This window comes from Streptomyces sp. 2A115, assembly GCF_052245575.1.
In the GTDB taxonomy this organism is placed as follows: Bacteria; Actinomycetota; Actinomycetes; order Streptomycetales; family Streptomycetaceae; genus Streptomyces.
This window is the reverse complement of the sequence record NZ_JBQQCG010000008.1, coordinates 86807-102139: the sequence shown is the minus strand read 5'-3', so window position 1 is coordinate 102139 and position 15333 is coordinate 86807. Positions and strand designations below refer to the sequence as shown.

Below are 15333 nucleotides of genomic sequence, written 5' to 3'. Positions count from 1 at the left end.
GAAAGGCTGAGTTGGCGGCGCCGATCACTGGGTACTCAACGAATCGACGGAGTACGGATCACATCGACGGAGTACGGATCACTGCGCGGAGGTGCGTATGCGGCGGACGGATCCGGAAGGGCATGGTCCCGTCCGTTACGGCCCACCGCTCCCCGGCCAGGGGCTCCCCGTGCCGCCCGGACTCGCCGCTGCCGCGGTGGGAGCGCACACCGAGTCGACCGGCGGAGGTCCCGCACTCCTGGACGCCGCCTGCGCCTACTGGGCCCGGCGCGGACTGCCCGCCCGCCGCGACCTGACGGCAGCGGCCCCCGGCGCCCCCGCGCTGCTCCTCGCCCTGACCGCCGCGCTCGGCGGCGACGTCCTGGTGCCGCGCCCGTGCGCCGCATGGTGGGCGCCGCAGGCCCGTCTGCTGGGCAGATCCGCCTTCCACGTGGGGACGCCCGCCGAGTGCGGCGGCGTCCCGGACCCGTACGCCCTCCTGGAAACCGTGCGCCGCGTACGCGCCGAGGGCGGCGACCCGCGGCTGCTCGTGCTGTCCGTCGCCGACGACCCCACCGCCACCGTCGCGCCGCCCGAGGTGGTGCACGAGACCATCGAGGCGGCCGCGGGCGAGGGGCTGCACCTGGTCAGCGACGAGACCTGGCGCGACACCCTGCACGAGCCGCACGACACCGTGCTGCTGAGCCCCGCCGAGATGCTCCCCGACCGGGTCACGGTCCTCACCGACCTGTCCGGCCCCTTCCTGCCACCCGGCTGGCCGGCCGCCGTCGCCCGCTTCCCCGACAACGACACCGGCCTCGGGCTGCGCGACCGTGTCCTCGACGTCCTCACCGCGCTCGGCGCCCGGATCGCCGCGCCGGTCGCCGCGGCCGCCGCGTACGCGCTCCACGAGCCCGACGAGATCGTCGGGCGCCTCACCACGGCCGCGCGCCTGCACGCGCGCGTGGCCGCCGCCGCGCACCACGCCGTCGTGGCCGCCGGCGCCCTCGCCCGGCCCCCGCGCGCCGGCCGCCACCTGTACACGGACCTCGGCCCGCTGCGCCCCGCGCTCATCCGGCTCGGTGTCGGCGACGCCCAGGAGCTGGAGGACTTCCTCACCGCCCGGCTCGGCATGCCCGCGCCCGGCGGCCACCGCTTCGGGGACGATCTCGGCGCCCTGCGCGTACGCCTGGGCACCGGACCGTTCCTCGGCACAACCGACGAGGAGCGTTCGGCGTCTCTCACGTCACCGGAACCTCTGGAATTGCCGCATGTGGAACGTGCGTTGAGTCTGCTGGGATCGGTCTTCGAAGATCTCCGCGACGACGCTCGGCGATGGGAGTCCCCTCGATGACGCAGCAGTCCGAGTCGACCACGACCACCTCATCCCCCGGGGACGGCGATCAGGCGTCCTCATCCGCCTCCGTGCCCGCATCCGTGCCGGTATCCGTGTCCGCGTCCGGGCCTGCACTCGGAACGCCGCTCGCCGACCCCCGCCCGCTCGGCGAGCGGCGTGTCTGGCCCCGTTCCTTCGTGGACCGGCTGACCGCCCCGCTGCCGGGCATCAGCGGCTTCGCGCGGTTCGCCCGCGAGGGCGCGCTGCGGCCCGGTCCCGAAGGGCTCGCCGACATTCCGCGGCTGCCGTACGAGCCGGGTCCGCTGCCCCGCGTGAACGCGCGCACGGTCGCCGTCTCCTGGGCGGGACACGCGAGTTGGGTGATTCGGATCGGCGGCCTGACCGTCCTCACCGACCCGGTCTGGTCCCGCAAGATCCTCGGAACTCCGGCCCGGATCACGCCCGTTGGCGTGCCCTGGAGCGAACTGCCGCGCGTCGACGCGGTCGTCATCAGCCACAACCACTACGACCACCTGGACGCCCCGACCCTGCGCAGACTCCCACGCGACACCCCGGTGTTCGTCCCGGCCGGGCTCGGCCGCTGGTTCCGGCGCCGCCGCTTCACGCACGTCACCGAACTGGACTGGTGGGAGGCGGCCGAACTGCATCCGAGGGGCGGCGCCGCAGGCGCCTCGGTCGAGGGTGGTGGCGGGAGACGGGCGGGCGGAGTCCGCCTCGACTTCGTGCCCGCCCACCACTGGTCCAAGCGCAGCCTCCACGACACCTGTCGCACCCTTTGGGGCGGATGGGTACTGACCGCGTCCGACGGACAGCGGGTGTACTTCGCCGGCGACACCGGATACGGCCACTGGTTCGCCCAGATCGGCCACCGCTACCCCGGCATCGATCTCGCCCTGCTTCCCATCGGCGCGTACGACCCCCGGTGGTGGCTCAGTGACGTGCACTGCGACCCGGAGGAGGCGGTGCGGGCGGCCCAGGACCTCGGTGCGCGCCGGATGGCCCCGATGCACTGGGCCACGTTCGTACTCTCGGCCGAGCCCGTTCTCGAACCGCTCATGCGCGTACGTACGGCGTGGGAGAAGGCGGGCCTTGCCAGAGAGGACCTGTGGGACTTGCCGGTGGGTGCGTCACGGGTGCTGGGCTAGGGATGGGCCGCCCTGGCCGGTACGTGACGTGCGGGTGGGTTGTGGCCGGTCGCGCAGTTCCCGCGCCCTTCAAGGGCGGGCCGGTCGGCGGACCCGGCGCCAAACGCTGGGCGCGGTGCTGATCGCCAAGGTCAGGACGACCGCCGCCACCACGCCCTCCCAAGGCTCCTCGAACAGCGAGCCGCCAAGAACGCCGATGAGCTGGTACGTCGCCGCCCAGGCCAGGCACGCCGGCACATCGCCGCGCGCAAACCGCCGCAACGGCCACTTGGCCAGCAGACAGGCGAGCATCACCGGGATGCGCCCCGCCGGTACCAGCCGCGACAGGACCAGCACCGCGACTCCGTGATCCGCGAGCTTCTCCTGGGCCTGGGCAAGACGGTCCTCGGGCGCGCGGTCGCGGATCGCCGCCAGCCAGCGCGAGCCGTTCTTCGACCCCATGCCGCGCCGCCCGAGCCAGTACAGCGCGACGTCCCCGAGGAACGCCGCGAGCGCCGCCACCACGAAGACCAGCGCCATCGCGAAGGGCGCCGTCTGGTGAAAGGCCACCACCGCCGCCGAACTCACCAGCGCACCGGTCGGCACCACCGGCACCAGCGCACCGATCAGCACCAGCAGAAACAGTGACGGATAACCGATCGCCTGCTGTGTGGACTCCGGCGGCACGGTCGTGGCCGCGGCGGCGAGCACCTGTCTCACCGGGCGTCGCCCTCCCGCTCGTCGCCGCTCAGGTCGGCCGGTGCGTCCCGCGGGCCGCTCAGGGGAGTGCGGGACCCCGCGCTGCCGGGGCGCACGCTCTCACCGTGCCCCAGCTTGTGCACCGCCACGCCTGGTGCACGCTCGGCGGCCAGGCGCACGAACTCCTCGCCCGGCGTGTGGAATTCATGGGGGCGCACGGCGTCCATCCCGATCGGCCAGTACGTGCCGTAGTGCACCGGCACCGCGCTCCCCGGCTGCAGCATGGCCAGCGCCTCGGCGGCCCGCCCGGCGTCCAGGTGCCCCTCACCCAGATATGGCCCCCAGCCGCCGACCGGCAGCAGTGCCACGTCGACCGGACCGACCTCCTTGGCCATCGACTCGAACAGGCCCGTGTCCCCGGCGAAGTACGTCCGCGTCTCGCCCTCGATCACATAGCCGAGCGCGGGCGAGCGGTGCGGTCCGACCGGCAGCCGCCGCCCGTCGTGCCGCGCCGGAACGGTCCGTACGACCAGGTCACCGACCTGTGTCCGGTCACCGGGCGCCACTTCGGTGAGCCGCAGATGGCCGAGCCTGCGCAGGCCGGGCACCTGCCGAGGGGCGCCCTTCGGCACCAGCAGCAGGGTGCCCGGCGCGAGCCGGGCCAGCGAGGGCACGTGCAGATGGTCGGCGTGCAGATGCGAGACCAGAGCCACGTCCGCCACGGCCGCTTCCGGCGGGGGCGGCGCCCCGCGGCGCCGGCGCAGATGCGCGAGCCGGCGTGCGAAGAGAGGGTCGGTGAGCACCCGCGTACCCGAGTCCTCGACCGTGCAGGTGGCGTGACCCCACCAAGTGATCTCCACCGGCACTCCTTTGCCCCCTTCGCGCGACTCCCCCCGAGCCTACGGGCAGGAGTAGGGTCGGCGGCGAAACCCGGAGGTGAGGGGGACGCCATGGGAGACACGCGCGCTGCCTACGGCATGCTTCGCGTGACGGCGATCGCGAGTCTGACGCCGTTGGAGGAACTGGAGGCGGACCCCTTCCTGGTGGACTCGCGCAGCCAGCACGCCATGTGCGCGCGCTGGGCGGCCGAGCGCGGCTATGTGGTCACCCGCGAACTGCTCGTACGAGGACTGCGGCCCGACCACTGCGCCCTCTGGGAGGACGTCGAGGCGGGCCTCGTCGACCTGTTCGTCGCGCCCAGCCACCGGGTTCTGGAGCGGGCGCTCGCCTCGGTCGACGAGTTCACCGCCGAGTGCGCGCGGCGCGGGGTGCGCGTCGAGACGGTCGGGCACGCGGAACCGGCGTACGACGCGCAGATGAAGGCCCGGGTCCACCGACGCCTGTCGATGCCGACGGCGGGGTACGACGGCCGCTGACCGGCGACCCTCAAGGGGCGCGGGGCTGTGACATCGTGCGGCTCCGCCGCGATGGGGGTCCCCCCGCTCGAGCCAAGTCGAGAGTGGGGGAGCGACCAGCCACGGACGGCCCGCAGTTCATCCACGGCGTTTCCCACGGACCGCTCGGCGAAGCCCAGAAGCCCAAGAGCACGCTCACCCGTTGTGACAAGGTTAGATGTCGGACTGGCACCCAGCGGAGCGCAAAGGTGGGCGTGGAGTGAGCGGTGCGCGATGGCGGAGGGTTGTCAGCGCGGTATGGCGGAGCATCGCGGTGTGGGCCGTGTCCACCGTCACGATGCTGGTGCTCGCCGGGATCCTTCCCGACTTCAGAATCCAGTCCGTCGACGGGGACAGCGCCACCCGGATCGCCGTCACCGCCGCACTTGGCGCCGGAGCCTTCGGCGTGCTCTCGGCGGTCGTATGGCCCCTCCTCGTCAGGGCACTGCTCCTCGTACCCGCGTACGTCCTCGGCCTGCTCGTCTTCTTCCTCAACGGGTCACTCCTGCTCCTCGCGCTGCGCATCATCCCGTCGGGAGAGAGCGAAGCCGCCCCCGAGACCGCCGTGGTGGTCGCCGCGGTGATGTCGGCGGTCGCGTCGGCGACCGGCGGAGCCCTCGCCGTACGGGACGACGACGCGTACCGGAGGAGGCTCTACCGGCTGTCCGACCGCCGCCGCGTCGAGGAACCGCCGGCCGCGGGCCCGAGGACCCACGGCACGGTCTTCCTCCAGCTCGACGGCGTCGGCCACGACGTACTCCTCGACGCCGTGTACCAGGGCCTGATGCCGACCGTCGCCGGCTGGCTCGGCGAGGGCCCGGCCGACCGGCCCGCCCCTCGCCCCACCCACCGGCTCACGCCCTGGCGCACCGACTGGTCGAGCCAGACCGGCGCCAGTCAGCTCGGCATCCTGCACGGCTCCAACCACGACATCCCCGCCTTCCGCTGGTACGAGAAGGACAGCCGGGAGGTCATGGTCTGCAACCGTCCCACCAGCGCCGCCGAACTCCAGCGCCGGGCCATCGAGCACACCGGCGACGGCGGCCTGCTGACCGTGGACGGCGCCAGCCGCGGCAATCTGTTCAGCGGGGGTGCGGGGCAACTCGCCCTGGTGCTCTCCGTGGCCTCCAGAAGGGGGCGGGAGAACCGTTCGCGGGCCGGCTACTTCGCGTACTTCTCCGATCCCGCGAACGCCGTCCGCACCGCCATGTCCTTCGTCGCCGAAGCCGGCCGCGAGATCGGCGAGTCCACCCGGGTCCGCATCAGGAAGCAGCGCCCCCGCGTCAGCCGCGGCGGCCTCTACCCCTTCATTCGCGCCTTCGCGACCGTCGTCGAGCGGGACGTCGTCGTCGCCGCGGTGATCGGGGACATGCTCGCCGGCCGCGCCTCGGTCTACGCGGACCTGGTGGCGTACGACGAGGTGGCACACCACTCGGGCCCGCGCAGCCGCGACACCGAGAAGGTCCTGCAGCGACTGGACCGCTCGCTCGCCCTGATCGCGCAGGTCGCCGAACACGCCCCCCGCGCGTACCGCATAGTCCTGCTGTCCGACCACGGCCAGAGCCCCGGCGAGACCTTCCGGGCCCGCTACGGGCTCGGCCTCGGCGAACTCGTCCGGGCCGGCTGCGGGCTGCCCGTGCCCCGCAAGGCGCGGCGCACGCACAGCGGCGCCGAGGCCAGGGCGGCCGTCCGGGCGGCCCTGCGCAGGCCTGTCGAGGAGGGCGACGAACAGCACCGCCCGTCCCGCCGCCGCTCGGAACCCCTCGTCCTGGCCTCCGGCAACCTGGGCCTGGTGTCCTTCCCCGACGTACCGCACCGGATGAGCCGCGAGGAGATAGACGACCGCCACCCGGCGCTGCTGACCACGCTCGCCAACCACCCCGGCATCGGCTTCGTACTCGTGCGCAGCGAGGAGCACGGCGGCCTCGTGCTCGGCGCGCACGGCGCCGAGATCCCCATGGACGAGCTGGACGAGAACCCGGGCCCGCTCGCCGACTTCGGCCCGGGCGCCGCCGACGCCGTACGCCGCACGCACTCGTTCCCGCACGCCGCGGACATCATGGTCAACTCCTGGTACGACCCCCAGGAGGGCGAAGTCCTCGCGTTCGAGGAGCAGATCGGCTCCCACGGCGGCCTCGGCGGAGCACAGGGTCGGCCCTTCCTGATGTCGCCCCTCGCACTCTCCGCACCCGTCGAGGACGGCGAGGAACTGGTCGGCGCCGAGCACATCCACCGCGTACTGCGCCGCTGGCTGCGCGAGGTCAACGGCCCGCAGGTACCCATCGAAGCCCGCCCCGGCCAACGGGCCGCATAGGCCCCCTGGCAGGCCACCGTGGGCACCGCGGGCACCGTGCCTCCAGCTCCGCGCGCGTATGTGCCCGGCCGTCGACCATTCCTCCGCCGCAACCACCGCAGCCGGGTGTCGAGTTCGGTGCTGGCCTCGCGAACGTGGCGAGGATCCCGAGGACGGCGACGGTGAAGGCGCGTACGAAGTCCGGATGGAGCAGGCACAGGACGCCGGATGCGAAATCCGCCAAATCCCGTGATTCCCGCGAGGACTTGGAATGAGGTCGAGCATGGAATGGACCGCAGGGCCTCGGCTGCCCCCTCGGCAGGAGATTCAGCGGCCCGGTTCGGCGGGCCCCCGCCCGGTCGGGTGGGTGCGCCGGGGCCAGGTGTGATCGGATGGGGGTTACGGATCCCCGAAACGGGACCACACCCGAAAGGAATCACCGTGGCTACCTCGCGCTCCGCACACACCGTGTGGGAAGGCAATCTGTTCAAGGGCAACGGCGTCGTCACCTTCGACTCCTCCGGCAGCATCGCTGAGCAGCCGGTGACGTGGGCGTCGCGCGCCGAGGAGGCGAACGGCAAGACCAGCCCGGAGGAGCTGATCGCCGCCGCCCACTCCAGCTGCTTCTCGATGGCCTTCTCGAACATCCTCGACAAGGCCGGCACCCCGCCGACCAAGCTGACCACCTCGGCCGATGTGACCTTCCAGCCCGGCGAGGGCATCACCGGCATCCACCTCACCGTCGAGGGCACCGTGCCCGGCATCGACGAGCAGGCCTTCGTCGCCGCGGCCGAGGACGCCAAGGTCAACTGCCCGGTCAGCCAGGCGCTGACCGGCACGACGATCACGCTGTCGGCGAAGCTCGCCTGACGCTCCCGCGTACACGTACGTCGATGCCGCGCCCGCCACCAGGGGGCGCGGCATCGTCATGTCCAGGACGATGCGGGCCACCCGTACCCTTGACAATGAGGCACTCAAGTTTTGTGATGGAGAGCAGGAAGGCCCTGGCGGAAGGGGATGGACATGGCACGTGCGGTCGGGATCGATCTCGGTACCACGAACTCGGTGGTGGCCGTCCTGGAAGGGGGCGAGCCCACCGTCGTCGCCAACGCCGAGGGCGCGCGCACCACACCCTCGGTGGTGGCCTTCGCCAAGAACAACGAGGTCCTCGTCGGCGAGGTCGCCAAACGGCAGGCCGTGACCAACATCGAGCGCACCGCGCGCTCCGTGAAACGCCATATGGGGGACCCGGGCTGGCGGTTCCCCGAGACCGGCACCGTCGACGGCACCCGCTACCGCGCGCAGGAGCTGTCCGCGCGCGTGCTGCAGAAGCTGAAGCGGGACGCCGAGGCGTATCTCGGCGAGGACGTCACGGACGCCGTGATCACCGTGCCCGCCTACTTCGACGACACCCAGCGCCAGTCCACCAAGGAGGCAGGCGAGATCGCAGGCCTCAAGGTCCTGCGGATCATCAACGAGCCGACGGCCGCGGCCCTCGCCTACGGGCTCGACCGGGGTGAGGAGCAGACCGTCCTCGTCTTCGACCTGGGTGGCGGGACCTTCGACGTCTCGCTCCTGGAGATCGGCGAAGGCGTCATCGAGGTCAAGGCCACCAACGGCGACACCCAACTCGGCGGCGACGACTGGGACCAGCGGATCGTCGAGCACCTCGTCAAACGCTTCAAAGGGCAGTACGGCATCGACCTCGGCCAGGACAAGATGGCGCTCCAACGCCTGCGCGAGGGCGCCGAGAAGGCCAAGATCGAACTGTCCTCGTCCACCGAGACGACCATCAACCTGCCCTACATCACCGCCACCGGCGAAGGCCCGCTGCACCTCGACGAGAAGCTGACGCGCGCCCAGTTCCAGGAACTCACCGCCGACTTGCTCGACCGCTGCAAGAACCCCTTCCACCAGGCGGTCAAGGACGCGGGCGTGAAGCTCGAGGCGGTCGACCACGTCATCCTCGTCGGCGGTTCGACCCGGATGCCCGCGGTGACCGAGCTGGTCAAGGAACTCACCGGCAAGGACCCGCACAAGGGTGTCAACCCGGACGAGGTCGTGGCCCTCGGCGCGGCCCTCCAAGCCGGTGTCATCCGCGGCGACGTCAAGGATGTACTGCTCCTCGACGTCACCCCGTTGTCCCTCGGCATCGAGACCAAGGGCGGCATCATGACGAAGCTCATCGAGCGCAACACGACCATTCCCACGAGGCGTTCGGAGATCTTCACCACCGCCACCGACAACCAGCCCTCGGTCGGTATCCAGGTCTTCCAGGGCGAGCGTGAAATCGCCGCCTACAACAAGAAGTTGGGTGTCTTCGACCTCACCGGACTGCCGCCCTCGCCGCGCGGAGTGCCACAGATCGAGGTGGCCTTCGACATCGACGCCAACGGCATCATGCACGTCTCGGCGAAGGACCTCGCCACGGGCCGCGAGCAGAAGATGACCGTCACCGGCGGCTCCGCGCTGCCCAAGGACGACATCGACCGCATGATGCGCGAGGCCGAGCAGTACGCCGACGAGGACCGCAGGCGCCGCGAGGCCGCCGAGACCCGCAACCAGGCCGAGCAACTCGTCTACCAGACCGAGAAGTTCATCCGCGAGAACGACGAGCGGATCCCGGCGGAGACGAAGACGGAGGTCGAGTCCGCGATCACCGACCTGAAGGGGCTCCTGGAGGCCGGGGACAGCACCGACACGGCCACGCTGCGGACAGGCGTCGAGAAACTCGCCACCGTCAGCCAGAAGATGGGCCAGGCGATGTACGCGCAGGCCCAGCAGTCGGCCCCGGGGGAGCAGCCGGGGACCGGGACCGAGCACACCTCGTCGTCGGACGAGGAGGGCGTGGTCGACGCCGAGATCGTCGACGACGAGAAGGACGGCGGGGACGGCATGGGAGGCAGGGACACCGACACGAAGGGCGGCGCCGCCTGAGGAACGCCCACGGGCCGACCGCCCACGGGCCCCGGGGAAAGGCGGACCCCGGGGCTCAGAAGTCCGCCCGGCGCTCCCGGATCAGCTCCTTGGTGCGCTCGACGGTGGCCGCCCCGGTCGTCATGTGGTCCAGGACCTCCAAGTGCGCGGCCACCTCCGTGCGGGAGTCGAGGTAGAGCGCCCCGGTCAGATACTCGCTGTAGACCATGTCGGGCAGCTCCGGCTCGGCGAAGCGGAACAGCACGAACGGCGCGTACGTCCCGGGGTGCGGGCCCGCCGCGAACTCGGCGATCTGCAGCGTGATGTGGTCGCTCTCGACGACTTCCAGGAGGTGGTCCAGCTGGTCCGCCATCACCTCGGAGCGGATGCTGACCGGCCGTCGCAGGACCGTTTCTTCCATGATCACCCACAGGTGGGGCGGGTTGTCGCCGGTCAGCCGCTTCTGCCGGGCCAGCCGCAGCGACACATGGCGCTCGATCTCCTCGGGCCCGGTCTGCCCGACCGTGCCCGCCTCCAGAACGGCACGTGCGTATTCCTCGGTCTGGAGCAGTCCGGGCACGAAGTGCGGCTCGTACGACCGAATGATCGAGGCCGCCTGCTCCAGGCTCACATGCAGGCTGAACCAATCCGGCAGGACGTCGTGGTAGCGCTGCCACCAGCCGGGCTGGTTCGCCTCCTCGGCCAGCGAGACGAACGCCGCGATCTCGTCGTCGGGCACGCCGTACGTCGACAGGAGCACCTGGACATACGGGATCTTCAGCGCGACCTCGGCCATCTCCATCCGTCGAATGGTCGCACCCGCGACACGCAGGATCCGCGCGGCCTCGTCCCGCTTCAGGCCGGACGCCTCGCGCAACTCCTGAAGCCGTCTTCCCAGCACCACTTGACCCACGGTCGGCGCGGGACGCCTCTCACTCACGTCGCGCCTCCCCATGCGCCGAGCATGGCGAGAAGTGTGCCACGTTCCTGAGCAACCATCACCGGATCGGGTGCGTTGTTATTACCTCTGTTACTACCTCCCCCTTTTTTTTCGCTGCCACTACCTCTGCGATTACTCCGCCATTACGCCTTCGATCACGTCCGCCATTACCTCTGGGGTAATCGACGGTCACTCGGGGTGCCCGGCATGGTGGGCGTACTGGTTCCCGGGCCGGCGCACTCCGGTCCGGGAACCGGGTGCCGTACCTCGCCGCGTCCGGCCCGCTGGGGCAGGCCGTCACCCGGCACAGCCGAAACAGACGAGCTGACGGGGCCTCAGGACATCAGCGACTGAAGGTATTTGGCCGTCGCCGGGTCGGCGGGGAGCAGCGTCTCGATGGCCAGCTCGGCGACCGTCACGTCCATGGGCGTGTTGAACGTCGCGATGGACGAGATGAAGGACAGGACCCGGCCGTCGTGCTCGAGCCGCATCGGCAGCGCGATGCAGGGGACCGACAGCTCCACAGGCTCCCCGTCGCCCTCTGGAGAGGGCTGCCCCTCTGGGGAAGGGCGTCCCTCCCGGAGCGGATACGCCGCCACCTCCTCGTGCAGCGCCCGCAGCGGCTCCGAGCGGCGCAGGGCGATCTCCCGTTCCATCTGGGCCAGCAGATGGCCGCGCCACTCGCGCAGATTGAGGATCCTGGGCGCCAGGCCCTCCGGGTGCAGCGTCAGCCGCATCGCGTTCAGCGGGGGTGCGAGCAGGTGCTCGGGGAGGCCGTCGAGCAGCATCACGATGCCCCGGTTGGCGGCGACGACGTTGTACGTGGCGTCCACGACGAACGCCGGGTAGGGCTCGTAGCCCTGGATCAGCCGCTCCAGGCCCTCGCGCAGCGCCTCGAGCGCCGGATCGTCCAGTGGGGTCTCCGGGTAGTGGGGTGCGTAACCGGCCGCCAGCAGAAGGGAGTTGCGCTCCCGGACCGGTACGTCCAGGTGCTCGGCCAGCCGCAGCACCATCTCCTCGCTCGGCCGGGAGCGGCCCGTCTCGATGAAGCTGATGTGCCGTGCCGACGATCCGGCCCGCAGCGCCAGCTCCAGCTGACTGACCCGGCGCTGCTCCCGCCAGCCACGCAGCAGCGGGCCGACCCCCTTGTCGACGGCGGACGCGGTCGGGGACCCGTCGACGGACGCGGCGGTGGAGCCACCGGACGCGGCGGTGGACCCGTCGACGGACGCGGCGGTGGAGCCACCGGACGCGGCGGTGGACCCGTTGGCGGACGCGGCGGTGGTCATGTCACGACCGTAGCCGATGCGCGGCTCGCCGGTCGATGCGCGGGCCGCACGGCCGAATGCATACGCCACGGACCGCCGGGAACCCGCCTGACCAGGGACGAAACGGCCGGACTGTGGCACGCTGAAGAGATCCGGATGTCACGGAAGGAGCGAGATCATGCCCGTGGAACCGCTGTCGCAGAAGGACATCGAGGAACGGCTCGCGGAGCTGCCCGGCTGGTCGCTCGACGGAGACCGGATCACCCGCTCGTATCGGCTCGGCTCGCACTTCGCGGCGGCCGGTCTCGTCGTGCACATCGCCCAGGTGCAGGACGAGCTGGACCACCACTCCGACCTCACGCTCGGCTACCACAGCGTCTCCCTCAGCGTGAACACGCACACGGTGGGCGCCGTCACCGAGCTGGACCTCGACCTTGCGCGCCGGGTCGAGGAACTCGCCCCCGCGCACGGCGCGAGCTGAGCGCGCCGGTGTTCGACTACAACAAGGAGGCCGAGCGGTACGACGCCTCCCGGGGCGGCGAGCCCCGTGCCGCGGCGGCCGCGAACGCGGTGCTCGGACTGATCCCCGAGAACGCGCGGAGCCTCCTCGACGCCGCCTGCGGCACCGGCATCGTGACCCGGCGGTTCGCGGCGGCCGGCCTCGACGTGACAGGCGCCGACGCTGCGAACGGCATGCTGCGGCGGGCCGCCGAACGCGTCCCGGGCCGCGTCATTCTGGCCGATGTCCGCCAACTTCCCTTTGCCGACGCCTCGTTCGACGCGGTCTCGGCGATCTGGCTGCTGCACCTCCTGGACGACGCGCACCGTGCCGTCCAGGAGGCGGCCCGCATACTGCGCCCGGGCGGCGTCTTCGTCACGACCGTCGACAAGGCCGCCGCGCACGACGTCCGCAGCGACATCGACGCCGTGATGGCACCGCGCCCGCGCCGCGCCGCCCGCGACCGCTCGGACCTCGTGGCCGAGTACGCCGCCCGGTACGCCCTGGTCCCGGCGGGGCGGTCGAGCTTCCGTGGCCGGGCCCGGGCCCCGGCGCAGGCCGCCGCCGACGTACGGCGCGGCTGGTACACGCTGCTGCCGCCCGGCGAGCCGCTCACCGAAAAGCTCGCGTCCCGCCTGGAGCAGCTGCCGGACCAGCAAGTTCCGCGCGGGGAACCGGAGTTCAAACTGCGGGCGTTCACAAGGGCTTAGGGAACGGCCCAGGAAAAGGCCTGGGAAGTGGTGGGGAGGTGCTGGAACCGGCTGACCTGCGGGAACGGATCTCGCGGACGGTGACGGCGTCGGCGCGCACGTATGCGTGGACGCACGCGCGGTCGTACGCGTAGAGAGCGCTTACTGAAAGGCGGTGGAGGGCGGCAACTCCCGTACCCCCAGCGGCGACTGAGGGAGCAGAACCCGTCTGCCCCCTCTCAGGAGGTACGTCACCGTGCAGCACCCGCACCCGCATCCGCACCGCAGACGCAAGAAGACCGGGCTGGTCCTGGCCACCGTTGTCACCGGCGCGCTGGCCGCCGCCGGGCTCACCGCTCTCACCGCCGGCTCCGCGCAGGCCGCGACCGCCCGCCAGGTCGAAAAGCTCGACCGGGGCGTCGTCAGCGTCCACACCGGTAGCGGAAACCTCGTCAGCTGGCGCTGGCTCGGCACCGATCCGAGCGACGTGTCGTTCAACGTCTACCGGGCCGGCACGAAGGTCAACCCGACCCCGATCACCGGCTCCACGAACTACTTCCACTCCGGTGCGCCCAACTCGGCCGACTACACGGTCCGCGCGGTCGTGGGCGGTGTCGAGCAGGGCGACTCCGTCCACGCGATCCAGTTCCGTACCGGATACAAGGACGTCCCCATCACCCCGCCCGCCGGCGGCACGACCCCGGACGGCGTCGCCTACACCTACGAGGCCAACGACGCTTCCGTCGCCGACCTCGACGGCGACGGCGCCCTCGACTTCGTGCTCAAGTGGCAGCCGACCAACGCCAAGGACAACTCCCAGTCCGGCTACACCGGCAACACGTTCATCGACGGCGTCAAGCTCGACGGCACCCGCCTGTGGCGCATCGACCTGGGCCGCAACATCCGCTCGGGCGCGCACTACACGCAGTTCCAGGCGTACGACTACGACGGCGACGGCAAGGCCGAGGTCGCCATGAAGACGGCCGACGGTACGAAGGACGGCACGGGTGCGGTGATCGGCAGCTCGTCCGCCGACCACCGCAACTCCAGCGGGTACGTCCTGGCCGGGCCCGAGTTCCTGACCATGTTCAACGGTCAGACGGGCAAGGCGATGGGGACGGTCGACTACGTCCCCGCGCGCGGCACGGTCTCGTCGTGGGGCGACTCGTACGGCAACCGCGTCGACCGGTTCCTCGCCGGTACGGCCTACCTGGACGGCGCCCGGCCATCGTTGATCATGGCCCGCGGCTACTACACGCGTACGGTGCTGGCGGCCTGGGACTGGCGGAACGGCGCCTTCACGCGGCGCTGGACCTTCGACACCAACTCCTCCACGAACAGCGGCAAGGGCTATGACGGCCAGGGCAACCACAGCTTGTCCATCGCGGACGTGGACGCCGACGGCAAGGATGAGATCGTCTACGGCGGCATGACCGTGGACGACAACGGCAACGGGCTGTGGACGACGAAGCTCAACCACGGTGACGCGGGCCATGTCGGCGACCACAACCCGGCCCGTGCGGGCCTGGAGTACTTCAAGGTCTCCGAGGACTCCTCCAAACCGGGCTCCTGGATGGCCGACGCCCGCACCGGATCAGTTCTGTGGCAGACGGCCACCGGTGCCGACAACGGCCGCGGCGTCGCCGCCGACATCTACGCCGGCAGCGCGGGCTCCGAGGCCTGGTCCGCCTCCGACACCACCCTGCGCTCGGCCACCGGCGGCTCGCTCGGCCGGGAACCGTCCAGCATCAACTTCGTGAGCTGGTGGGACGGCGACACCACCCGCGAACTGCTCGACGGCACGCGCATCGACAAGTACGGCACGTCCGGCGACACCCGCCTGCTGACCGGCTCCTCCGTCCACTCCAACAACGGCACCAAGGCGACGCCGGCCCTGTCCGGCGACATCTTCGGCGACTGGCGCGAGGAGGTGGTCTGGGCGACGTCGAACAACACGGCCCTGCGGATCTACTCCACGCCGAACGAGACCAGCACGAAGATCACGACCCTGCTCCACGACACGATGTACCGCACGGCCCTGGCCTGGCAGAACACGGCCTACAACCAGCCGCCGCACCCGAGTTTCCACATCGGCAACGGCATGGCGACGGCGCCTCGACCGACGGTCTACACGCCGTAGGCAAAACGGGGCGCGTGCCGATTCGGCACGCGCCC

Annotated in this window: 13 protein-coding genes; 9 read left to right on the top strand and 4 right to left on the bottom strand. The window is 71.3% G+C overall.

The genetic code is table 11. The features are described 5' to 3' along the window. Positions 1-97: 97 nt before the first annotated feature. Positions 98-1333, top strand: coding sequence for an aminotransferase class I/II-fold pyridoxal phosphate-dependent enzyme (locus ACTWQR_RS09980; protein WP_443226588.1), 1236 nt, complete (start codon positions 98-100; stop codon positions 1331-1333). Continuing rightward, positions 1330-2481 (top strand): MBL fold metallo-hydrolase, encoded by a 1152-nt coding sequence (locus ACTWQR_RS09975; RefSeq protein WP_443226587.1) that lies wholly within the window; start codon positions 1330-1332, stop codon positions 2479-2481. The genes ACTWQR_RS09980 and ACTWQR_RS09975 overlap by 4 nt, the downstream gene beginning before the upstream one ends. 69 nt (positions 2482-2550) lie before the next feature. Here ACTWQR_RS09975 and ACTWQR_RS09970 read toward each other — a convergent pair whose 3' ends face one another. Together ACTWQR_RS09970 and ACTWQR_RS09965 are read right to left on the bottom strand one after the other, a co-directional pair. Then, positions 2551-3171, bottom strand: a complete 621-nt coding sequence (locus ACTWQR_RS09970) for a DedA family protein (RefSeq protein ID WP_443226586.1) — start codon at positions 3169-3171, stop codon at positions 2551-2553. A 5-nt stretch (positions 3172-3176) separates the two neighbouring features. After that, positions 3177-4025 (bottom strand): MBL fold metallo-hydrolase, encoded by an 849-nt coding sequence (locus ACTWQR_RS09965; RefSeq protein WP_443226585.1) that lies wholly within the window; start codon positions 4023-4025, stop codon positions 3177-3179. An 84-nt stretch (positions 4026-4109) separates the two neighbouring features. On the opposite strand from ACTWQR_RS09965, the gene ACTWQR_RS09960 reads away from it, so the two are divergent. The 4 genes from ACTWQR_RS09960 to dnaK all read left to right on the top strand — a co-directional run bounded on the left by ACTWQR_RS09960 (position 4110) and on the right by dnaK (position 9783). Further along, the gene (locus ACTWQR_RS09960; RefSeq protein ID WP_443226584.1) at positions 4110-4535 is read left to right on the top strand and encodes a hypothetical protein; all 426 of its coding nucleotides are present in this window, start codon (positions 4110-4112) and stop codon (positions 4533-4535) included. A 196-nt stretch (positions 4536-4731) separates the two neighbouring features. Then, positions 4732-6867, top strand: coding sequence for a phage holin family protein (locus ACTWQR_RS09955; RefSeq protein ID WP_443226583.1), 2136 nt, complete (start codon positions 4732-4734; stop codon positions 6865-6867). Between the two features lie 420 nt (positions 6868-7287). Then, on the top strand, positions 7288-7716 hold the full coding sequence (locus ACTWQR_RS09950; protein WP_443226582.1) for an OsmC family protein: 429 nt from the start codon (positions 7288-7290) through the stop codon (positions 7714-7716). 153 nt (positions 7717-7869) lie between these two features. After that, the gene (gene dnaK, locus ACTWQR_RS09945) at positions 7870-9783 is read left to right on the top strand and encodes a molecular chaperone DnaK (RefSeq protein ID WP_443226581.1); all 1914 of its coding nucleotides are present in this window, start codon (positions 7870-7872) and stop codon (positions 9781-9783) included. 55 nt (positions 9784-9838) lie between these two features. On the opposite strand, the gene ACTWQR_RS09940 is transcribed toward dnaK, so the two are convergent. Together ACTWQR_RS09940 and ACTWQR_RS09935 are read right to left on the bottom strand one after the other, a co-directional pair. After that, positions 9839-10702, bottom strand: a complete 864-nt coding sequence (locus tag ACTWQR_RS09940; RefSeq protein WP_443226580.1) for a helix-turn-helix domain-containing protein — start codon at positions 10700-10702, stop codon at positions 9839-9841. Between the two features lie 335 nt (positions 10703-11037). Further along, positions 11038-11991: a helix-turn-helix domain-containing protein gene (locus ACTWQR_RS09935; RefSeq protein WP_443226579.1), complete on the bottom strand. Its 954-nt coding sequence runs from the start codon at positions 11989-11991 to the stop codon at positions 11038-11040. A gap of 157 nt (positions 11992-12148) precedes the next feature. Between ACTWQR_RS09935 and ACTWQR_RS09930 the strand changes: the two genes are divergently transcribed. The 3 genes from ACTWQR_RS09930 (at position 12149) to ACTWQR_RS09920 (ending at position 15298) form a co-directional block, all read left to right on the top strand. After that, positions 12149-12451, top strand: coding sequence for a 4a-hydroxytetrahydrobiopterin dehydratase (locus ACTWQR_RS09930; RefSeq protein ID WP_443226578.1), 303 nt, complete (start codon positions 12149-12151; stop codon positions 12449-12451). 8 nt (positions 12452-12459) lie between these two features. Next, positions 12460-13179, top strand: coding sequence for a class I SAM-dependent methyltransferase (locus tag ACTWQR_RS09925; protein WP_443226577.1), 720 nt, complete (start codon positions 12460-12462; stop codon positions 13177-13179). 235 nt (positions 13180-13414) lie between these two features. Then, positions 13415-15298, top strand: a complete 1884-nt coding sequence (locus tag ACTWQR_RS09920) for a rhamnogalacturonan lyase (protein ID WP_443226576.1) — start codon at positions 13415-13417, stop codon at positions 15296-15298. Positions 15299-15333 lie beyond the last annotated feature (35 nt).